Origin of the sequence: Streptomyces aureus (assembly GCF_000725495.1) — a bacterium.
Classification (GTDB): Bacteria; Actinomycetota; Actinomycetes; order Streptomycetales; family Streptomycetaceae; genus Streptomyces; species Streptomyces aureus_B.
This window is the reverse complement of sequence record NZ_KL647039.1, coordinates 23,378-44,075: the sequence shown is the minus strand read 5'-3', so window position 1 is coordinate 44,075 and position 20,698 is coordinate 23,378. Positions and strand designations below refer to the sequence as shown.

The following is a 20,698-nucleotide window of genomic DNA, read 5'->3' as shown; positions in this document are numbered from 1 at the left end:
CGGATCGTTCCGGTGCGACGGGGGGTGCCCGCCACGGCGGGCGCCCCTCAGCCCGTCGAGGTCCGCACTCCTCGGCCCGTCGTGGTGTGCGCCCCTCAGTCCGTCGTCCCGGCCGTCCGTGACGGGCCCTGTTCCGACTTCTTCGCCGGGTCGGGCAGGGCCTTCGTCATCCCCGGCAGGAAGTCCGTGAACAGCTCGTGCACCTCGTGGACGAGGGGACGCAGCAGCCGGAAGCGGGCCAGCGAGACCCCGCGCGCGGTGAGCCGGGCGCCGCGCTCGGCGAGCCGGTAGCTGCGCTCGCGGCTCTCGGTCCGGTCGAACACCCAGTACAGGACGAGCCCCATCTGCGAGAGCCACATCAGCTCGGGCAGCACCTCGCGCAGTTCCTCCGGGACCTTGGTCTTCGCCCCGGCCAGCACCTCCTTGTGCACGCTGATCGCCTCCAAGCGCGCGTGCTCGGACTCGGGGGAGAAGGGGCTGAGTGGACTGTCCGGGTCGGCGGCGTTCTTGAAGAACTGCACGGCGAACTCGTGGTACGGCGTGGCGATGTCCAGCCACACCTTCAGCACCCCGCCCAGCCGGGCCTCCAGGTCCGTCTCGCGGGCCAGTACGTCCCGGACCGCCTCCTGGTGCTCGGCGGCGATCCGGTCGTAGAAGCCCTGGATCAGGTGCTCCTTGCCGGCGAAGTAGTAGTACGCGTTGCCGACGGAGACGCCCGCCTCCTGGGCGATGGCCCGCATCGTCGTCTTGTCGTACCCCCGTTCCTGGAAGAGCCGCATCGCGGTCTCCAGGATCAGGGCCCGGGTCTGTTCGCTCTTCGCCGGGCCCTTCGCCTCCTTCTCCGGGGACTTGGCGGGCTCGGGGGCCGCGGAGGACCTGCTGGGGCCGGGGCTGTCTGTCGGTGCTGGCACGGGACGAGCCTAACGACTGGGAACGGCCGGGCACCCGCCGCCGTCACAGGCGGGCGGCGTGAAGGTCCATCCGGCGACCGGGTCGTAGCTCCAGCCGTCGCCCCACTCGTACGAGCCGCCGCCCCACCGCCGCCGTGCCTGCGCCTCGCGCCACTTGGCGGCCGCGAGGGTCGCGCCCCGGGCCAGGCGCGCGCCCGCGGGCGTGCTCAGCCGGTGGGCCAGCGCCCGGTACTCGCGCAGCGCCCAGAGGGTGACGATCCAGGCGGCGGACCCCTGGTAGACCTGCCCGGCGTCCCCGACGACGGTGATCTCGTCCATCGTGGCGCGGTGGTCGAGCCGGGGGCAGCGCCGCAGGGCCTCCTCGGAGCCGGCCGGGACGAACCGCAGCGGCACGAGCTGGGCCTGTCCGGCGAGCCACTTCTTCAGGAAGGCGCACAGCGAGCAGCGCGGGTCGTAGAGGACGGTGAGCCCGAGGACCGGGACGCTCGCCGCGTCCCGGTCCCCGGTGGCCGGTGCCCCGGTCACCGCGCTCACGCCCCGGCCGTGGGGGCGGCCCAGTCCGTCGGCCGCACCGGCGGGACCTGCTCACGCTCCATGACGCCCCGCCGCCGGATCCGGTTGAGCACGTAGACGTTGGCCAGGTGCATGACGCCGAGCACCAGCAGGACGACGCCCAGCTTGGTCGACAGGGCCTCGAAGATCCCCCGGGCGTCGGTGATCTCGTCGCTCTGGTGCAGATAGAGCGCGACGAAGCCCAGGTTGACGAGGTAGAAGCCCACCACGAGCAGCCGGTTGACGGCGTCGGCGAGCCTCTCGTCACCGTGCAGGACGTCCGACAGGAAGATCCGCCCGTTGTGACTCAGCGTGCGCGCCACCCAGACCGTCAACGCGATGCTGACCACCAGGTAGATGACGTACGCGACGACTGTGAGGTCCATGTCCCCACCCCTTCTTGAACGCGTTCAAAACGCTGTCTGGAATGAATGTAGACCTCCTTTTGAACATGTTCAAGTCGGATCCGGGGGACCCGATGACCGGTTGTCAGTGGGGGCTCGTACTGTTCGTCGGCATGGGAATGGTGACGTTCGTCGACGAGACGACCAGTGGGAGGCGGGGCACCGGCTGGGGGATCGAGATCGCCGAGGAGCGGCTCGCGGTGCGCGAGCTGATCCGGCGACGGGTCTTCCAGGAGGTCGCCGAGTACAACGCGAGCACGCCGCCGGTGTTCCAGGGGCTCGTGCAGCCCGAGAACACCGAACGGGTGCTGAACGGCTACGCGCTGCGCACGCCCCGCCGGATAGACCCGGAGGCCCAGAGCGCCCTCGCGATCCGGGCCTTCGAGGGGAACGGCTTCCTGGTGCTCGTGGGGGAGCGTCAGGTCACCGACCTCGACGAGGAGATCGAGCTGGTCCTGGGCACCGAGGTCACCTTCCTCAAGCTCGTCGCGCTGGTGGGGGGATGACGATGTCGAGCACCAGGAAGCTTCTGGAATGGATCCGTTCGAACGCGGCCGACGGCAACATGGGGGGACTCGCCACCGACCTCCTGCGGGCCTCGCTGGTCAAGACGGCCCAGTGGGGCGGTGGTTGGGAAGAGCTCCTCGGCCTGCTGGGCGAACTCCCCGCCGATCAGCGGGAGAGGCTGGCCGGCGCGCTGGCGGAGGGCTACGCGACGGTCGGCAACCGATCGGAACCCCGCAACCACGTGCTGACCATGCTCGCCGCCGTCTGCCACGGCCTCCCCGAGTACCCGCTCGCCGACGAGCGGGCGATCCAGCTCGCGGAACTCGGCCGGCAGAACACCATCTGGTACGCGACGCGGCTGGACGTCCTGGCCGAGGCCGAGCTGGCGGCCGGCCGGACGCTGGACCCCGCCCTCGTCGCGGCCTTCCGCCGCAGCGGCATGGACGCCTACCGCCGCGGAGTCTTCGCCGACCTGCTGAAGAAGACCACGGAGCCCGTCCTCAACGTCGGTGAGGAATGGGCCGAACAGGCCATGCGGGACGCCTCCACCCCCGACGGGCAGGCCCTGCTCGCCCATCTGCTGACGGCCACCACCGCCAAGCCCTCCGCCAAGTGGGAAGCCAGGGCCGCCGCCCTCGTCGAGACCCTCGGCGCCGAGCGGGTCCGCGCCCACGCGGTGTCCTGGCTCGCCCTCGCCGGCCGCCCCCGGACCTTCCAACTGGCCGGTCAGGCCTACGGCGCCGACGTGAACGAGCTCTACGACCCGTACAACGCCAACGCCCTGCGCGGCCTCGCCTGGCTGGTCTCCCTGCTGCCGCCCCGCCCCGACACCGCCCGGGCCCTCGGGGCGCTCGTCGAGACCTCCCTGAAGAAGGTCACCGGGATCGGCCCGCGCAACCCGAAGGTCGCCAACGCCGGTGTCGTCGCGCTCGCCCGCGTCGAGGGCGAGGCCGCCCTCGCCGAACTGGCCCGGCTGGCCACCCGGGTGACGTACAAGGCCACCGCCAAGCTCATCGACGGCTTCCTGGAGGCCAAGGCCACCGCCCTCGGCATGAGCCGGGAGGAGATCGAGGAACTGGCCGTCCCCGCCTACGGGCTCACGGCCGTCGGGCAGGCCCGCCACGCACTCGGCGAGACCACCGCGCTCCTGGAGGTCCAGGGCTCCCGCGCCGTGCTGAGCTGGCACAACGCCAGCGGCAAGCCCGTCAAGAGCGTGCCGGCCGCCGTCCGGCGCGACCACGCCGAGGAGCTCAAGGAGCTCAAGGCCGCCGTCAAGGACATCGACAAGATGCTCTCGGCAGGGACCGAACGCCTGGACCGGCAGTTCCTCGCCCGCCGCACCTGGACGTACGGCACCTGGCGCGAGCGCTACCTCGACCACCCGCTCGTCGGCACCCTCGCCCGCCGCCTGCTGTGGACGGTCGACGGCACCCCGGCCGGCTTCGCCGACGGCGAGCTGCGCACCCTCACCGACGACCCCGTCACCTCGGGCGCCGAGGTCACCCTCTGGCACCCGGTCGACCGCGAGCCCGCGGAGGTCGTCGCCTGGCGGGACTGGCTGGAGCGGCACGGGATCACCCAGCCCTTCAAGCAGGCCCACCGCGAGGTGTACCTCCTCACCGACGCCGAACGCGCCACCGGCACGTACTCGAACCGCTTCGCCGCCCACTACGTGCGCCAGCACCAGTTCAACTCCCTGGCCGCCGTCCGCGGCTGGCGCAACAAGCTCCGCCTGTGCGTCGACGACGAGGCGCCCCCGGCCACCCGGGAACTGCCCCAGTGGGGGCTGCGCGCCGAGTACTGGATCACCGGCGACGGCGAGTACGGCGAGGACACCACCGAGTCCGGCAGCTATCTGCGGCTGCGCACCGACCAGGTGCGCTTCTACCCGCTCGACGCCCCCGAGAACTCCGCGCACTGCTACGGCGGGGAGTACCGCATGTGGCTGGGCCCCGACGAGAACCCCGTCGAGCCCCTGCCGCTGACCGGGATCCCCCCGATCGTCCTGTCCGAGGTCCTGCGCGACGTCGACCTGTTCGTCGGCGTCGCCAGCGTCGGCAACGACCCGGCCTGGCAGGACGGCGGCCCCGGCGGCCGCTTCCAGGAGTACTGGACGTCGTACGGCTTCGGCGAGCTGACCGAGACCGCGCAGACCCGCCGCGCCCTCCTCGACCGGCTGGTCCCCCGGCTCGCGATAGCCGACCGCTGCACGCTCGAGGGCCGCTTCCTGCACGTGAAGGGCGAGCGGCACACGTACAAGATCCACCTGGGCTCGGGGAACATCCTGATGACCCCGAACGACCAGTACCTGTGCATCGTCCCGAAGTCCGCCGCGACGAGCCCCCAGGCCGGCTATCTGCCCTTCGAGGGCGACCGGATGCTCGCCGTGATCCTCAGCAAGGCCATGCTGCTCGCGGACGACCTGAAGATCACGGACCCGACCATCCTCAGCCAGCTCTGACCGCACCCGCCCCGACCGCGCGGACCCCGCCGGCCCGGGGCCGGCCGGACACGCCGAAGGGCCCCGCTCCAGGAGAGGAGCGGGGCCCTTCGGGTACGGCGGCAGGCGTCAGATGCGGCGCGTGATCAGCGCGCGCTTGACTTCCTGGATCGCCTTGGTGACCTCGATACCGCGCGGGCAGGCGTCCGTGCAGTTGAACGTCGTGCGGCAGCGCCACACACCGTCCTTGTCGTTGAGGATCTCCAGACGCTGCTCCCCGGCCTCGTCACGCGAGTCGAAGATGAAGCGGTGGGCGTTCACGATCGCGGCCGGACCGAAGTACTGGCCGTCGTTCCAGAACACCGGGCAGGACGACGTGCACGCCGCGCACAGGATGCACTTGGTGGTGTCGTCGAACCGCTCGCGGTCCTCGGCCGACTGCAGACGCTCGCGCGTCGGCTCGTTGGTGTCCTTCGTGATGAGGAAGGGCATCACGTCGCGGTACGCCTGGAAGAACGGGTCCATGTCGACCACGAGGTCCTTCATCACCGTCAGGCCCTTGATGGCCTCGACCGTGATCGGCTTCGCGGGGTTCAGGTCCTTGATCAGCGTCTTGCAGGCCAGACGGTTCTTGCCGTTGATCCGCATGGCGTCCGACCCGCAGATGCCGTGCGCACAGGAGCGGCGGAACGTGAGCGTGCCGTCCTGGTCCCACTTGATCTTGTGCAGCGCGTCGAGGACACGCTCCTTGGGGTCGATCTGCAGCTGGAAGTCTTCCCAGACCGACTCCGCCGAGACCTCCGGGTTGAACCGGCGGATGCGGAACGTGACCGTGATGTAGGGGGAGTCGGCGAAACCGGGCTCGGGTGCGCCGGCCGCGTCCGCCTTGTCCAGAGTGGGAGTAGCCATCAGTACTTACGCTCCATCGGCTGGTAGCGGGTCTGGACGACCGGCTTGTAGTCGAGACGGATGGACTCGGTGCCGTCCTCGCCGACCTCGCGGTACGCCATGGTGTGGCGCATGAAGTTGACGTCGTCGCGGTTCGGGTAGTCCTCGCGGTAGTGACCGCCGCGCGACTCCTTGCGGGCGAGCGCGGACACGGCCATGACCTCGGCCAGGTCGAGCAGGTTGCCCAGCTCGATGGCCTCCAGCAGGTCGGTGTTGAACCGCTTGCCCTTGTCCTGGACCGAGACGTTCTTGTAGCGCTCGCGGAGCTCCGCGATCTTCTCCACGGCCGTCTTGATCGTCTGCTCGGTGCGGAACACCATCACGTTGGCGTCCATGCACTCCTGGAGCTCCAGGCGGATCGCGGCGACCCGCTCGGTGCCCGTGGAGTTGCGCAGCCGCTCGACCTGGTTCACGACCTGCTCGGCCGGGTTCTCCGGCAGCTCCACGTAGCCGGCCTTCGCCGAGTACTCCGCGGCCGCGATGCCCGCACGGCGTCCGAAGACGTTGATGTCCAGGAGCGAGTTCGTGCCGAGACGGTTGGCGCCGTGCACGGAGACACAGGCGACCTCACCGGCGGCGTACAGGCCCGGGACGACGGTGGTGTTGTCCGAGAGGACCTCACCCTCGACGTTCGTCGGGATGCCGCCCATGGCGTAGTGCGCGGTGGGCTGGATCGGGATCGGGTCCGTGTAGGGCTCGATGCCGAGGTAGGTCCGCGCGAACTCCGTGATGTCGGGCAGCTTGGCGTCCAGCTGCTCCGGCGGGAGGTGCGTCAGGTCGAGGTAGACGTGGTCGCCCTCGGGACCGCAGCCGCGGCCCTCACGGATCTCCGTGTAGATGGAGCGGGACACGACGTCACGGGACGCGAGGTCCTTCATGACCGGCGCGTACTTCTCCATGAAGCGCTCGCCGTCCTTGTTGCGGAGGATGCCGCCCTCACCGCGGGCGCCCTCCGTCAGCAGGATGCCCATGCGCCAGATGCCGGTCGGGTGGAATTGGAAGAACTCCATGTCCTCCAGCGGCAGCCCGCGACGGTAGACGGCCGCCTGGCCGTCACCCGTGAGGGTGTGCGCGTTGGAGGTCACCTTGAAGAACTTGCCGGTGCCGCCGGACGCGTAGATCACGGCCTTCGCCTGGAAGACGTGGATCTCGCCGGTCGCGAGCTCGTAGGCGACGACGCCCGCCGAGTGCTTGACGCCGTCGACCTCGGTGATGAGCTGGTCGAGGACGTAGAACTCGTTGAAGAACTCCACGCCCTCCTTGACGCAGTTCTGGTACAGCGTCTGGAGGATCATGTGACCGGTGCGGTCCGCGGCGTAGCAGGACCGGCGGACCGGGGCCTCGCCGTGGTTGCGGGAGTGACCGCCGAAGCGGCGCTGGTCGATCGTCCCGTCGGGCGTCCGGTTGAACGGCAGGCCCATCTTCTCCAGGTCGAGGACCGAGTCGATGGCCTCCTTCGCCAGGATCTCGGCGGCGTCCTGGTCGACCAGGTAGTCACCGCCCTTGACCGTGTCGAAGGTGTGCCACTCCCAGTTGTCCTCCTCCACGTTGGCGAGCGCGGCGGCCATGCCGCCCTGCGCCGCGCCCGTGTGGGAGCGGGTGGGGTAGAGCTTCGTCAGCACGGCGGTGCGGCTGCGCTTCGTCGCCTCGATGGCGGCGCGCATGCCCGCGCCGCCGGCGCCGACGATGACGGTGTCGTACTTGTGGATCTTCATCAGTGGTTGCCTCAGCCCCGTGCCTAGCGGATGTTCGGGTCGAAGGTGAAGATCACCAGCGTGCCCAGCAGGATCGTGAACACCGTGGCGGTGTACAGCAGGCCCTTCAGCCACAGGCGCGTCGTGGTGCGCTCCGCGTAGTCGTTGATGACGGTACGCAGGCCGTTGGAGCCGTGCAGCATGGCGAGCCACAGCATCGCGAGGTCCCAGGCCTGCCACCAGGGGCTCGCCCAGCGGCCCGCCACGAAGGCGAAGCCGATCTTGGAGACGCCGCCGTCGAGGACGAGCTGGATCAGCAGGTGGCCGAGGACCAGGACGACCAGGACGATGCCGGACAGGCGCATGAAGAGCCAGCCGTACATCTCGAAGTTGCCGCGGGTCGACTTGGGCGTCTTCTTGGTGCGCTTGCGCGGGGCCTCGATGAGGGGGGCCGGGTTGTCGACGCCGTAGGCCGAGAACGAGCCGGAGCCTTCGACGGGGCCGATGCCGGAAGCGGCGGTGTCAGTAGTGGACATCTGCGTCAGCTCCCGAACACTTCGCGGAATGCGTGACCGAGGACGGGGTACAGCGCCCCGAACATCAGCACGACCCAGATACCGACGACGGACCAGAGCATCTGCTTCTGGTAGCGCGGGCCCTTGGACCAGAAGTCGACGGCGATGACACGCAGACCGTTGAGCGCGTGGAAGAGAATGGCGGCCACGAGGCCGTACTCCAGCAGCGCGACGATCGGCGTCTTGTACGTGGCTACGACCTTGTCGTAGTCCTCGGGGGAGACACGGACGAGAGCGGTGTCCAGCACGTGTACGAACAGGAAGAAGAAGATGAGGACGCCGGTGACTCGATGAGCCACCCAGGACCACATTCCTTCCCGGCCGCGGTACAGCGTTCCAGCCGGCACGGAAGAACCCTCCGGGAGCGGGGATTGGGGCCGCGCCGGCTTCTCTGTCGGTCGGGCCCGGCCGGGTACGGTCCACCGGCCCCGGCCATCGTAGCGACGTGTTGTCGGAACGCTTACAGCGGCCCTATCAATGTGATCAAACTGGCAATCAATCAGGCACGTTCGGGCTATTCCGGACGCCGAATATCGGCGTTTCGCGCTCGTGGGCGAACTGACGGACGAGGCGCGTCAGCCGCCCGCGGGCCAGTCGGCGCAGCTCGTCGGCGGTGACGACCCGCTCCTCCTCGGGGTCGTTCGCCAGGCGCGACCGGATTCCGACGAGTACCTGGTCGAGGGCCTCGCCGGGGGAGAATTCGTCCAGACAGATGACGAAGACATGTCCGAATCTGCTCTCGTACGCGGCGTGCGCGGCGCTGAGCGCGGTGTGGGCGGCGGAGTACGCGCCGTCCGGGAGCGGCGTGAGCGATTCGCCGGCCAGGGCTTCGGCCAGGTCGGCGGGGGTCAGGTCGTACGCCGCCTCGTCGGCCGCGGCCAGCAGGGAGCCGAGGTCGGGGTAGGGGCGGTGGTCGGCCAGACGGTGGACCCAGCGCCGGCTGTGGCAGCAGGTGAGCAGGGCACGGGTGACCTCTCCGGCGGGTGCGGAGTTGAACCCGTCGAGGCGGACCGGGGACGGTACCGCGCTCTTCTGTTCAGGGAGGGCGACCTGGCCGGGGAGGCGTGGGAGACGGGGAGACGTCAGCGTGGGTCCTCGGCGTGGGGGGATGGGACGCGCGCCGTCGGGTGAGCATGACGTGCGTGCGATACGTGTGTTTCGGCAGGGGAAGAAGTGAAAGCTGTGCCGCTCACGCTATCGAGCGGTGTCGTGACCTGTCCGACGGATGCCCGGATTTCACCCGCACGGGAGAGTTTCGGAGCGCCTGGTGGACGGTTGGGGTGACGGGCGGGGCAGAGTTTGCGGCGGGGCGGAGCGGTGAGGCGGCCGCCGGGGTGTCCCGGGGAGGCGGATGCCTCGCGGGCGGAGTACACCTGAACGGAGTACCGGCCCGGCCACGGCAGGGTGAGGTGAGCGCTCGGAGTCGGGCGCGGTGAAGTGGGCGCCGTGAGGACGGGCGCGGTGAGGTGAGTGCTCGGGATCGGGCGCGGTGAGGTGAGCGCCGTCAGGACCGGCGCGGCGAAGTGAGCGCCCTTGAGAACGGGCGCGGTGAGGTGAGCGCTCGGAGTCGGGCGCTGTGAAGTGGGCGCCGTGAGGACGGGCGCTGTGAGACGAGGGTGGCGGAGTGAGTACTGGCAGGCGGCGGGCGCCGCGGCGGCGACGGGCGGAACGGAACGGGCGGGGGAAGCTCGTCGCGAGCGGTCTGGCGGTCGCCGGTGTCGTCGCGGTGGCCGTCGCGGTCTGGCCCGACGGCGGCGGACAGCCCGCCGGGGCGAAGTCCCCGTCCGGCGACCGGTCCTCGTCGGTGGCCGCCGCCAGTCCCTCGCCGACCCGGAGCTACCCCCTCTCCACCGCGCCGCGCACCATCCCCGCCGTGCGCGAGCACACCGCGGCCCACGGCCCCGGCTGGCGGCCGGCCGCCGGTGGCCGGGTGGTCGTGGACAGCGACCGCCTCGCCGACGAGGGCAAGCTGCTCGCGGGCGAACTGAAGCTGGCGTACGCCGGACGGACGGCCGCCAGGAACGGCGACGTCGAACTGGGCCTGGACAAGGGGAACGCCGGCCCGGAGTCGTACACCCTCAAGGTGCAGAACGGCCGGGTCACCGTCACCGGGCCCGGCGAGGCCGGTGTCTTCTACGGAACGCGCACCCTCAAGCAGGAGGTGCACGGCGGTGGCACGGCGCCGGAGGGCGTCGTGCGCGACGCGCCCGCCAAGCCGGTCCGCGGGTTCATGCTCGACACCGCGCGCAAGCACTTCACCGCGGCCTGGATCGAGGACCGGGTGCGCGAGCTGGGGGACCTGAAATTCAATCAGCTCGGTCTGCACTTCTCCGACGACCAGGGCTTCCGTATCGAGTCCGACACGCACCCCGAGATCGTGTCGCGGGAGCATCTGACGAAGAACGAGGTACGCCGGATCGTCGCCCTCGCGGCGAGCCGGCACATCACCGTCGTGCCCGAGATCGACTCGCCGGGACACCTCGGCGCGGTCATCGCGGCCCACCCCGACCTCCAGCTCCGCAACGTCTCGGGCGTCCCCGTCCGGGGCGCGGTGGACATCTCCAAGCCCGCCTCGGCGAAGATCGTCGACGATCTGCTGAACGAGTACGCGGGCCTGTTCCCCGGCACCGACTGGAATCTGGGCGGCGACGAGTACCAGGCCCTGACGGTGTCGAACCCGGCGGCCTCCTTCCCGCAGCTCGTGACCGCGGCGCGCAGCAGGTACGGGCCCGGCGCGGGCGTCGCCGACCTCACGACCGGCTGGCTCAACGACCGGGCCAAGGTGGTGCAGGGGCACGGCCGTACGGCACGGGCCTGGAACGACGGCTTCTTCCGCAGCAGCAGCGTCAAGGCCGACGGGAGCCTGCGGGTGGGGTACTGGACCGGCAAGGAGTTCGGGGCCCGGCAGCCGGTGGAGTATCTGAGCGCCGGCCGCAAGGTCGTCAACTACAACGACGAGTACCTGTACTACGTCCTCGGTGAGCCCCAGACCTTCGTCTACCCGACCGGGCAGCGCATCTACGAGCAGTGGACCCCGCTCGTCCTGCGCGGGACCACGCCGGTCTCCTCGTCGTACGACTCCCAGATCCTCGGCGGGTCCCTCGCCGTCTGGTGCGACCTGGCGAACTCCCAGACCCAGGACCAGGTCGCGGCCGGCATCCGCATGCCGCTCCGAGCCCTGACCCAGAAACTCTGGGACCCCCGCCGGCCGTCCCTGTCGTGGCCCCGGTTCAAGTCCCTGGCGGACCGGCTGGGCTGACCGGGTCGCCCTCGGCGGGCGGGCAGGGTCCCTGTGCCGGCAAACCGCTGGTCGGCGGGGACTGGACGCAAAGGCGGCCGGAACCTTACCTTCCTCTTACTTGTCTACGTACCGGGCGTGACCCCTGGGGAGGGGGGCGCCCGGTTTCTCGTGCCGTCACCGTGTCGTGGCGGCAGATCTGGGGGGTCTCATGACCATGCCGTCAACACCGCAGCAGCCGGCGCCGGAGGGGCCCGCGCCGGCCCGGGCCACCGCGCAGGGGAACCCGTCCGGGCTCCCCCTCGCACCGCTCCCGCCGCTTCCCCCGCCGAACGGACCCGCCGCGCTGCGCTCGCCCGTCGGACTCGGAAAGGCCGTGGCCGCGCTGCTCGGCCTGGTGATCGCCACGGACCTCTTCGCCCTCTGGGCGGACTACACGCTGTACGACGTGGCGGACGCCCTCCGGGGCGCCCTCGCGGGAGGCGGGCCCCTCGACGGCCTCGCGCAGCGGGCCGACCGGGCGGACACGCTCGACGCCGTCGCCGGTGTCGCCCAGGTGGCCGCCCTGGTGGCGACCGCCGTCGTCTATCTGATCTGGTTCCTGCGGGTGCGGGTCAACGCCGAGGTCTTCAACCCCTTCGGGCACACCTACTCCCGGTCCTGGGCCGGGTGGGGATGGTTCGTCCCGTTCGTGAACCTGGTGCGTCCGCGCCGGATCATGGCGGAGATCTGGGCCGCGAGCCGCCTCACGGGCGACCCGGACCGGCAGGGGATCGTCAACTTCTGGTGGGCGTTCTGGATCCTCAGGCTGGCGGTCGACCGTCTCGCCTCCTCCGCCTCGAGCAAGGCCGAGACCGCCGACGCCCTCCAGGACGCCGCCCTCCAGGCGCTGTTCGCCGACGCCGTCGACATCGTGAGCGCGGCCCTCGCGATCGCCGTCGTCGTCCGGCTGACCCGGATGCAGGACCGCAAGGCCCACGCCGGTCCGGCCCTCGCCGGGGTCTGACGAAGGGTCGGGTCCAGAACGCGTTTTTGGCCGAAAACCTGTTCATTCCGCTGTCCGACCGGCAGGGTGGGCTCGCACTGTGACACTCCTGCTCCGTTGCACGCAGTAAGGGGAAGTGCGGGCTCCGTAAGGCATGGGCGCCCTGTCGTGGCATTTCGAGGGAGTCGTGATGAGTCTGGTGGAACTGATCGCTCAGGCCGACGAGCGCGGTCTGGCGGCGAGTGGTCTGGCTTGTTTGGATCGGTGTGTCCCGCTGCTGGGCGGTGACGACGACGTCCTGCGCCCGCTGTGGGCGAGCCTGGCCGAGGCGGACACCTGGGCCGAGTGGGGAACGCGCCTGGAAGAGGCCCGCGCCAAGATGGACGCGGAGGACCCCGAACCGGCCGTGACCGACGAGGACCACGCGGCACTGCTCGCCCGGGGCATGCTCCAGGCCGTCCCCGCCAAGCCCTCCGAGGACGAGCTGCGCGCCTGGTCGGACGCCTGCTCGGTGGCGGCCCTCCAGGTGCACCGGTTCCTCGACCACGCCGACGACGCGGAGGCGTGCGTGACGGCACGCCGTGAGGGCCGCACCGAGGGCATGTCCCCGCTCGTCGCCGCCGAACTGCGCCGTCAGGTCTCCGTCCTGGAGCTGCTCGCCGAGCACGGCAAGGGCGGACTGCGGCTCGCGCTGGACGCGTCGACGGAGGGGCGACGTGTCCTGCGGGCGGTGGTCTCGCGCCGGGCCCGGGGCCGGGCGTAGACCTGGGACGAGCGGGCGCGGGTGCGCCGGGGGCGGTCCGGCTCCGGCGCACCCCCGACCCGGCGCACCCCAAACCCGGTTCCTGAGAGTTTTCTGTGAGGGTCCCGGGGTGGAGATGGCGGTCCTGGGCCGGTGTCGCGAACCCCTGCCCGGAGGCGTGACGAATCCGGCCGCCCCCGCGCTCTACCGGGTGTGAACGCAACTCAAGCAACGCGGCCCTCAGCTGCGACGAAGCCCGTTCGCTGGGCGGCCGACACGGTCGCGGTCATGCGCGAGGGCGCCGGGCTGCGCCTGGACTACTCGGCCCAGAGCCTGTGGCGCGTCGACCGGGTGATCGACGAGATACGCCGGGACGGCGCCCCGTACGCCGCCGTCGAGAGCGTGCTGCGCGGATTCGGCGCGTACGCGGGCGAGGTGGTCGCCCGTCATTCGGGCGCCGAGTGGTGGGAGAGCGGGGGCGACCACTGGCTGCGCACCCCTGACGGACGGCTGTGGGACCCGATCGAGGAGGCCCGCCGCTGCTACGCCGGTGACGGCTCCCTGCGCCTGCTGTGCCGCGAGGCCACCCGTTGAGCGACCGCGCGGTCCCGCCGGGCGGCCGGGCCGCGGTGTCTGACGCCCTGTGACACTTCCGTGCGGCCCGACGCTGATGACCATGGGGGTGTCGACGCGGACGGCCGCGCCGGCAGGGCACATTCGGGCGGACTCGGTGCGAACGAGGACAGTGTTGGGCCAGGGAGGGGAACCCCGCCGCGCGCAGCCGCACGACGCCGAACTGGGCGTGGCCGTGGCGCGGGCGCAGGAGGGGGACGAGGTCGCTTTCGCGGCCGCGTACCGGATCGTGCAGCCCGGGCTGCTGGGGTATCTGCGGGGCATCGTCGGCGACGACGCCGAGGACGTGGCGTCCGACGCCTGGCTGGAGATCGCCCGGGACCTCGGGCGGTTCCGGGGGGACGGCGCCGGGTTCCGAGGCTGGACCGCGACCATCGCCCGGCACCGGGCGCTGGACCATCTGCGGCGGCTGCGGGTGCGGCCCCGGGGGACGGCCCTCGAACAGGACGCGCTGGACCTGCCGGGCAGGCACAGCACCCAGGACGAGGCGCTGGAGAGCCTGTCCACCGAGTACGCGCTGGAACTGGTCGCGGGGCTGCCGCGCGACCAGGCCGAGGCCGTGCTGTTGCGGGTGGTCGTCGGCCTCGACGGACCGGCCGCGGCGCGGGTCCTCGGCAAGCGCCCGGGCGCGGTGCGGACCTCGGCCCACCGGGGTCTGAAGCGGCTCGCGCGCCAGCTCGGCGTCGCGGGTGTGACGGATGAGGAGTCCCGGACGCTGGGGGAGTCGGGGTGAGCAGTACGTCCGGAACGGCCGGCATCCCGCCGCCGTACGGACCGGCATCGTCGTACGGCGGAAGGAAGTCGACCGGTGTACGGATGGTGCACGGCGGACGGCCGTCGCCCGGAGTGCGGTTGCGGCGACGCTGCGGCCCGCCACGGGCGAGCGGCGGCCAGGTGCCGTCCCGCGGCCGCGGGACGGAGCGCGGGGCGGGATCGTTGTACGGCGCGGAGCGCGGAGCGGAGTCCTGGTACGGCGAGGGGTTGCAGGGCGGAGCGACAGGCGGAGATGGAACCGGACGTGGAACCGCACAGGGAACCGGATGCGCAACCGGACATGACGCGACGGGGCGCCGATGACGGCGGTGCCGCCGGCCCCGGCGCCGCCCGTCCGTCCGGCCTCCCGGACGGACGGCCCGCACTGGAGACGCTCCTCGACACGGCGCTGCGCGGCCGGGCGGACGACCCCGTGGCGCGGACCCGGGCCGTGGCCGCCTTCCGGACCGCGCGCGACAGCGGCGCGCACACCGCGCGCACCCGGCGCCGGGACGACTGGCGCCCGAAGGACCGGCGGGGGCCGAACCGTTCGCTGCGGGCCGTGTTCGCCGTCCTGCTGGCCGGGCTGACGCTGGGCGGTGTCGCCTTCGCGGCCGTCGGGCCGATCACGCACGAGAACGCCGGCCGCCGGGACGCGTCCGCGGCCCCGTCGTCCACCGGCGCTCCGGACCGGTTCTCCGCGTCCCCTCCGCCGGCCTCTCCCACCGCTCCCGGTGCCACCTCCGCACCGGGCGGCCCCTCGGGCCGTCCGCCGCAGGCGAACGACACCGAGGCCCACTGCCGCGCCTACGCGTCCGTGCGGGGCCGGGGCAACGCCCTGGACGCCCGGGCCTGGCAGCGGCTCGTCACGGCCGCGGGCGGCGAGGACGAGGTCGAGGCGTTCTGCGCCGGGCAACTGGCTGCGCAGGACGGGACGAAGGGCGCGAAGGGGGCGAACGGGGCGGCAGGCGCGGGGAGTCCCGGGAAGGCGGACGGGACGAGGGTTCCGGGAAGCCCGGCGGCGACGCGGCCGGGGAAGTCCGGGAGCGGGCGGTAACGGGCGTCCGGGGCGAGACCGCTCCGGACGTGCGGCCGTACCGAACTGCGGCGGCGGAGGCCGCCGTTGCCGGGGCGGTGGCGGGAGTGCCGGCGTCGCGGAGGCGACCGCCGGTGCCGATGGCAACGGCCGGGGCCGCCACCCCCCACAGGAGAGGCCCCGACCGTCGCGCGGCACGGGCCGCGCGGCGACCCGTACTCTCTACAGCGCCGCGACTGCGTTTTGTGTCACACCTCGCACCGTCACCGTGTAGTTGCACGTTGTACGAACATGGACGGGGAGCTGTTTCAGGCCGTAACGTGCCTTTCGCGCCGGTGCGCAGACGGGACGACCGCGACCACGGGGGACCTGGGACCACGACCGAGTGGACCCTGGGACCGTGACCACGTGGGGGCGTCGGCCGGGACCGCGCGGCGCAGGAGACCAATCACGCGGACCTGAGACCGAACCGTCCATCGGGGAACGCACGACGGCGATGACCCGGTCCGCGAGAGCGGCGCCGGCCGAGGCGCAAAGAGGGGCGCGGGGGTGCTGGGGGACGACGCGGAGCTGACCGCCGCGGTACTTGCCGCACAGGACGGGGACGAGACCGCGTTCCGGACTGTGTACCGGGCGGTGCATCCACGCCTGCTCGGATACGTACGGACACTGGTGGGCGAGCCGGACGCCGAGGACGTCACGTCCGAGGCCTGGCTCCAGATCGCCCGTGACCTGGAACGCTTCAGCGGGGACGCGGACCGTTTCCGCGGCTGGGCGGCGAGGATCGCCCGCAACCGGGCGCTGGACCACATACGCATGCGCGGGCGCCGTCCCGCGATAGGCGGCGACGAGACCGAGCTGACCGGCAAGGCAGCCGAGTCCGACACGGCGACCGAGGCGATGGAGGCGCTGTCCACCGGCAGCACCCTCTCGCTGATCGCGCAGCTCCCGCAGGACCAGGCGGAGGCCGTCGTCCTGCGCGTCGTCGTCGGCCTCGACGCCAAGACGGCCGCCGAGACCCTCGGCAAGCGCCCCGGAGCCGTCCGCACGGCCGCCCACCGGGGTCTGAAACGGCTCGCGGAACTGCTCGGCACCGATCCGGAATCCGTCGGCGCGCTCGACGCCGTTCCCCCTCAACGAGGTTCGCGCACCCGCGCGGTGACGTCCGCCGGTGTGACGCATACGCGTTCGCGGGCGCAGAAGGACATGTGATGGCCGACGAGCAGTACAGGTGGCTTGACCGGGACGCCGCGGAGCGTCTGCTGAACGGGGAGCCGCTGGAAACCGTCGACCCCGGCAGCCGTGACCAGGTGGACCGCCTCACCGCGGCCCTGGGCGCACTGGCCGCAGGACCCGAGCCGACCAGCGACGAACTCCCCGGCGAGGCAGTCGCGTTGGCCGCGTTCCGCAAGGCGCGCGCGGACGGTGACGGCGTCGTGACCCAGCCCGGCCACCGCGGTCGCGCCCGGTCCCGCGCGCACGCCGCGGACGCCGGTCTCGTACGGATCGGACGCCCCGCCGCGCACGGACGCCGGACCCGCTGGGGACGGCCCACCCGCTTCGGGCTGGCCGCCGTTCTGGCCGTCGGGATGGTCGGCGGAGTCGCCGTCGCGGCCGGAACCGGAGTGCTGCCGACGCCGTTCACCCGCGAACACCCGGGGCCCGCCGCGACGTCCACGGCCGTACGGACCCCGGAGCGCCCCGTCGTCTCGCTGCCGCCCTCGGCCTCGGCCGGGGTCTCCGGCGGCAACGGCGCCGTGGTGCCCTCTCCCGACGCGCCGTCGGGCGAGCCGTCCAAGGACGCCGCCTCGCCCACGGACCCCGGTCACCCGAGCGGCCTGCCGAGTCCCGCCGCCTCCGGGAACGCCGACCGCACCCGCGAGTGGTGGGCCCGGACGCGTTCGTACTGCCGTGACGTGCTGGGCGGCAAGGACCTCGACGCGGACGGCAGGCGCGCCCTGGAACACGTGGCGGGCGGCGGTGCCCGGGTGAGGCTGTACTGCTCGGGCGTCCTCGGCCGAGGACTGGGCCAGGGCGACGGCGGCAACGGCGGCGGTGGCGAGCAGGGCACGGGGCAGGGCTCCGGACAGGGAGACCAGGGGGACCCGGGCGGCGGTGACGGCGACGGCCATCACATAGGTCCCGGCGGCAACGACCCTCGTGGCAACGGTGTCAGCACCCCGTCCCCGCTGCGCCCGGGACTGACCCCGCTGCTGCCGGTCGCGCCGAGCCGGTCGCAGCTTCCGAGCCCGGGCCCGCGGGTGGCGCCGAGCCCGTCGGCCGGCTCGCCGTCATGACCCCTGCGTCCCGCGGTCGCTGACCGGACGCCCTGCTGTCGCGCCGTCAGCCGCCCGGCCCGCCTCGCCAAGACACCGCCCTGACCTGCATTTTTGTAAGTCGTTGAAATTTTTATCGGCTGGGTGTGACGTTTTCGGCCGCCGCGACGCAGTACGTGATGAGCCGACTGGTCATCGGCCGTCGCACGGAGCCGGGGTTCCCCCCGTATCCACGGCTACGTGCAACCGGCGCGGGTGGGACACGTTCCCCCGGTCCCGCCCGCGCCCCACACTTCTCGCCCCGCCGTCGCGCGGGGCCGCCTCACCAGGAGACGACGACCTTGTCGCCGTTGCGGACCTGGGCGAACAGCGCCGCGACCTTGTGCTCGTCCCGGACGTTGACGCAGCCGTGCGAGGCGCCGTAGTAGCCGCGGGCCGCGAAGTCCGAGGAATAGTGCACCGCTTGGCCGCCGCTGAAGAACATCGCGTACGGCATCGACGTGTGGTAGATCGTCGACACATGGTGGCGTGACTTGAAGTAGACGTTGAACACCCCTTCGCGGGTCGGGGTGTACTGCGAGCCGAAGCGGACGTCCATCTCGGAGACCGTCCTGCCGTCGATCATCCAGCGCAGGGTGCGGGTCTTCTTGCTGACACACAGCACACGGCCCGTCATGCAGCGCCTGTCCGGCTTCGCGGCCGGCTGCCCGCCGTAGGGGTACAGTTCCCAGGCCGCCGGATCGTGGGTCATCCGTTTCAGCCGCTGCCAGGTGACGGTGTCCAGGTTCCCGGTGCGCGGCAGCCCCCGCTTGCCCTGGAACCCCTTCACGGCCGCGACCGTCCGGGCGTCGTACGTCCCCGTCGGCGGGGTGATCAGCCAGGCGACCTGGTGCAGCCGGGCCTGCGCCCCCCGGATGTCGTCGCCCCGGTCGCCGCTGGACCACAGGACCTTCGCGGGCGCGGCGGAGGAACCGCCGTCGTCCTTCCCCGCGCCCGTGGAGCCGGACGTGCCGTCCTTGTCCCCGGGGGAGGCGCCGGACCCGCCGTCGCCGCTCCCCTTCGCGTCCGAGGGGCCCCGGGCCGAACCGGCGATCCGCACCGGGGGCTCCTTGCCGTCCCCGGTGCCCACGGTGCAGCCGCTCACCACCGCGGCCACCGCGAGCACCGCCAGCGATCTCCTCAAGCCAGTCGTACGCATCCGGACCCCTGTTCCACCCGTCCCGTCGTGCACACCGGGTTCCCGCCCCGCCGTCATGTCACCAGAGATGCTCCCCGCGGGTGACCGGTTGCGAACGGGAGTCCCCGGGGGGAAGAGAACCCACGGAGACATCGGACCCTTTCACGGGAGGCACACCCATGGCGCGCGAATCCGAGTCCGGACTGCCGATCGAGCCGGTCTACGGCCCCGAGGCCCTGGAGGGCTGGGACCCGGCCGAGAAGCTCGGCGCACCGGGCGCGTACCCCTTCACCCGCGGTGTGTACCCCTCGATGTACACGGGCCGTCCCTGGACGATGCGGCAGTACGCGGGGTTCGGCACGGCGGTGGAGTCGAACGCCCGCTACCAGCAGCTGATCGCGCACGGGACGACGGGCCTGTCGGTGGCCTTCGACCTGCCCACGCAGATGGGCCACGACTCCGACGCCCCCCTTTCGCACGGCGAGGTCGGCAAGGTCGGGGTGGCGATCGACTCGGTCGACGACATGCGGGTGCTGTTCGGCGGGATCCCGCTGGACAAGGTGTCCACCTCGATGACGATCAACGCGCCCGCCGCGCTGCTGCTGCTGATGTACCAGCTCGTCGGCGAGGAACAGGGCGTCCCCGCAGAGCAGTTGACGGGCACGATCCAGAACGACGTCCTGAAGGAGTACATCGCCCGGGGGACGTACATCTTCCCGCCGAAGCCGTCGCTGCGGCTGATCGCGGACATCTTCCGGTACTGCGGGGCCGAGATCCCGAAGTGGAACACGATCTCGATCTCGGGCTACCACATGGCCGAGGCGGGTGCCTCGCCCGCGCAGGAGATCGCGTTCACGCTCGCCGACGGCATCGAGTACGTCCGCACCGCGGTCGCCGCGGGCATGGACGTCGACGAGTTCGCGCCCCGCCTGTCCTTCTTCTTCGTGGCCCGTACGACGCTGCTGGAGGAGGTCGCCAAGTTCCGTGCCGCCCGGCGCATCTGGGCCCGGGTGATGCGGGACGAGTTCGGTGCGAGGAATCCCAAGTCGCTGATGCTGCGCTTCCACACCCAGACGGCGGGCGTCCAGCTGACGGCGCAGCAGCCCGAGGTGAACCTGGTCCGGGTCGCGGTCCAGGGCCTGGCGGCGGTGCTCGGCGGCACCCAGTCGCTGCACACGAACTCCTTCGACGAGGCCATCGCGCTGCCCACGGACAAGTCCGCGCGGCTGGCGCTGCGCACCCAGCAGGTCCTCGCCCACGAGACGGACGTGACGGCGACGGTGGACCCCTTCGCGGGCTCCTACGTGATCGAGCGGATGACGGACGACGTGGAGGCGGCGGCCGTCGCGCTGATGCACAGGGTCGAGGACCTCGGCGGGGCCGTCGGGGCCATCGAACGGGGCTTCCAGAAGGGCGAGATCGAGCGGTCCGCCTACCGCATCGCCCAGGAGACCGACTCCGGCGAGCGGGTGGTGGTCGGCGTCAACCGCTTCCGGCTCGACGCCGAGGAGCCGTACGAGCCGCTGCGCGTCGACCCGGCCATCGAGGCCCAGCAGGCCGAACGCCTCACCCGCCTCCGCGCCGAACGCGACCAGCAGGCCGTCGACACCGCCCTCGCCGCCCTCAAGCGCGCCGCCGAGGGCACCGACAACGTCCTCTACCCGATGAAGGAGGCCCTCCGCGCCCGCGCGACGATCGGCGAGGTCTGCGACGCCCTGCGCCAGATCTGGGGCACGTACGTACCGTCGGACGCCTTCTGAGCCGGGCGATTCCCTCCTACGAGTGATCGAGGGCGGAAGCCGCGCGGCCCCGGCTACGCTCAGGGAG

20 protein-coding genes are annotated in these 20,698 nt (G+C 71.9%); 11 read left to right on the top strand and 9 right to left on the bottom strand.

What is annotated here, in order from left to right:
• Positions 1 to 95: 95 nt before the first annotated feature.
• The 3 genes from IO36_RS36455 to IO36_RS36445 are packed head-to-tail and all read right to left on the bottom strand — an operon-like array spanning position 96 to position 1,849.
• On the bottom strand, positions 96 to 911 hold the full coding sequence (locus IO36_RS36455; protein WP_051901220.1) for a TetR/AcrR family transcriptional regulator: 816 nt from the start codon (positions 909 to 911) through the stop codon (positions 96 to 98).
• 9 nt (positions 912 to 920) lie between these two features.
• Positions 921 to 1,436 carry a thiol-disulfide oxidoreductase DCC family protein gene (locus tag IO36_RS36450; RefSeq protein WP_037627405.1) on the bottom strand — a complete coding sequence of 172 codons (516 nt, stop codon included), beginning with the start codon at positions 1,434 to 1,436 and terminating at the stop codon, positions 921 to 923.
• A gap of 5 nt (positions 1,437 to 1,441) precedes the next feature.
• Positions 1,442 to 1,849: a hypothetical protein gene (locus IO36_RS36445; RefSeq protein ID WP_037626733.1), complete on the bottom strand. Its 408-nt coding sequence runs from the start codon at positions 1,847 to 1,849 to the stop codon at positions 1,442 to 1,444.
• 41 nt (positions 1,850 to 1,890) lie between these two features.
• Between IO36_RS36445 and IO36_RS36440 the strand changes: the two genes are divergently transcribed.
• Together IO36_RS36440 and IO36_RS36435 are read left to right on the top strand one after the other, a co-directional pair.
• Positions 1,891 to 2,373 (top strand): hypothetical protein, encoded by a 483-nt coding sequence (locus tag IO36_RS36440; protein ID WP_245173610.1) that lies wholly within the window; start codon positions 1,891 to 1,893, stop codon positions 2,371 to 2,373.
• Positions 2,370 to 4,835: a DUF4132 domain-containing protein gene (locus IO36_RS36435; protein ID WP_037626732.1), complete on the top strand. Its 2,466-nt coding sequence runs from the start codon at positions 2,370 to 2,372 to the stop codon at positions 4,833 to 4,835. Before IO36_RS36440 ends, IO36_RS36435 begins: the two co-directional genes overlap by 4 nt.
• Positions 4,836 to 4,943: 108 nt before the next feature.
• On the opposite strand, the gene IO36_RS36430 is transcribed toward IO36_RS36435, so the two are convergent.
• The 5 genes from IO36_RS36430 to IO36_RS45385 all read right to left on the bottom strand — a co-directional run bounded on the left by IO36_RS36430 (position 4,944) and on the right by IO36_RS45385 (position 9,141).
• Positions 4,944 to 5,723 carry a succinate dehydrogenase iron-sulfur subunit gene (locus tag IO36_RS36430; RefSeq protein WP_037626731.1) on the bottom strand — a complete coding sequence of 260 codons (780 nt, stop codon included), beginning with the start codon at positions 5,721 to 5,723 and terminating at the stop codon, positions 4,944 to 4,946.
• Positions 5,723 to 7,477, bottom strand: coding sequence for a succinate dehydrogenase flavoprotein subunit (sdhA, locus tag IO36_RS36425; protein ID WP_037626730.1), 1,755 nt, complete (start codon positions 7,475 to 7,477; stop codon positions 5,723 to 5,725). Before sdhA ends, IO36_RS36430 begins: the two co-directional genes overlap by 1 nt.
• 23 nt (positions 7,478 to 7,500) lie before the next feature.
• The gene (locus IO36_RS36420; RefSeq protein ID WP_037626729.1) at positions 7,501 to 7,992 is read right to left on the bottom strand and encodes a succinate dehydrogenase hydrophobic membrane anchor subunit; all 492 of its coding nucleotides are present in this window, start codon (positions 7,990 to 7,992) and stop codon (positions 7,501 to 7,503) included.
• Positions 7,993 to 7,997: 5 nt separating this feature from the next.
• Positions 7,998 to 8,378 carry a succinate dehydrogenase, cytochrome b556 subunit gene (gene sdhC / locus IO36_RS36415; RefSeq protein ID WP_078943667.1) on the bottom strand — a complete coding sequence of 127 codons (381 nt, stop codon included), beginning with the start codon at positions 8,376 to 8,378 and terminating at the stop codon, positions 7,998 to 8,000.
• A gap of 148 nt (positions 8,379 to 8,526) precedes the next feature.
• Positions 8,527 to 9,141 carry a 2-oxo-4-hydroxy-4-carboxy-5-ureidoimidazoline decarboxylase gene (locus tag IO36_RS45385; protein ID WP_209441329.1) on the bottom strand — a complete coding sequence of 205 codons (615 nt, stop codon included), beginning with the start codon at positions 9,139 to 9,141 and terminating at the stop codon, positions 8,527 to 8,529.
• Positions 9,142 to 9,655: 514 nt separating this feature from the next.
• On the opposite strand from IO36_RS45385, the gene IO36_RS36405 reads away from it, so the two are divergent.
• The 8 genes from IO36_RS36405 (at position 9,656) to IO36_RS36370 (ending at position 17,715) form a co-directional block, all read left to right on the top strand.
• Positions 9,656 to 11,290, top strand: a complete 1,635-nt coding sequence (locus tag IO36_RS36405; protein ID WP_078943666.1) for a beta-N-acetylhexosaminidase — start codon at positions 9,656 to 9,658, stop codon at positions 11,288 to 11,290.
• 190 nt (positions 11,291 to 11,480) lie between these two features.
• On the top strand, positions 11,481 to 12,275 hold the full coding sequence (locus IO36_RS36400; RefSeq protein ID WP_245173609.1) for a DUF4328 domain-containing protein: 795 nt from the start codon (positions 11,481 to 11,483) through the stop codon (positions 12,273 to 12,275).
• A gap of 169 nt (positions 12,276 to 12,444) precedes the next feature.
• Positions 12,445 to 13,017 (top strand): hypothetical protein, encoded by a 573-nt coding sequence (locus IO36_RS36395; protein ID WP_037627398.1) that lies wholly within the window; start codon positions 12,445 to 12,447, stop codon positions 13,015 to 13,017.
• A gap of 192 nt (positions 13,018 to 13,209) precedes the next feature.
• Complete coding sequence (locus IO36_RS36390; protein WP_078943665.1) at positions 13,210 to 13,590, top strand: hypothetical protein; 381 nt, start codon at positions 13,210 to 13,212, stop codon at positions 13,588 to 13,590.
• Positions 13,591 to 13,744: 154 nt separating this feature from the next.
• Complete coding sequence (locus tag IO36_RS36385; RefSeq protein WP_037626721.1) at positions 13,745 to 14,362, top strand: RNA polymerase sigma factor; 618 nt, start codon at positions 13,745 to 13,747, stop codon at positions 14,360 to 14,362.
• 321 nt (positions 14,363 to 14,683) lie between these two features.
• A complete protein-coding gene (locus IO36_RS36380) occupies positions 14,684 to 15,439 on the top strand; it encodes a hypothetical protein (RefSeq protein ID WP_051901256.1) in 756 nt (251 codons plus the stop codon).
• Positions 15,440 to 15,967: 528 nt separating this feature from the next.
• Positions 15,968 to 16,630 (top strand): RNA polymerase sigma factor, encoded by a 663-nt coding sequence (locus IO36_RS36375; protein ID WP_037626719.1) that lies wholly within the window; start codon positions 15,968 to 15,970, stop codon positions 16,628 to 16,630.
• On the top strand, positions 16,630 to 17,715 hold the full coding sequence (locus tag IO36_RS36370; RefSeq protein WP_037626717.1) for a hypothetical protein: 1,086 nt from the start codon (positions 16,630 to 16,632) through the stop codon (positions 17,713 to 17,715). The genes IO36_RS36375 and IO36_RS36370 overlap by 1 nt, the downstream gene beginning before the upstream one ends.
• Positions 17,716 to 18,016: 301 nt before the next feature.
• On the opposite strand, the gene IO36_RS36365 is transcribed toward IO36_RS36370, so the two are convergent.
• Complete coding sequence (locus IO36_RS36365) at positions 18,017 to 18,892, bottom strand: L,D-transpeptidase family protein (RefSeq protein WP_037626715.1); 876 nt, start codon at positions 18,890 to 18,892, stop codon at positions 18,017 to 18,019.
• A gap of 158 nt (positions 18,893 to 19,050) precedes the next feature.
• On the opposite strand from IO36_RS36365, the gene IO36_RS36360 reads away from it, so the two are divergent.
• Positions 19,051 to 20,631, top strand: coding sequence for an acyl-CoA mutase large subunit family protein (locus IO36_RS36360; protein WP_037626713.1), 1,581 nt, complete (start codon positions 19,051 to 19,053; stop codon positions 20,629 to 20,631).
• Positions 20,632 to 20,698 lie beyond the last annotated feature (67 nt).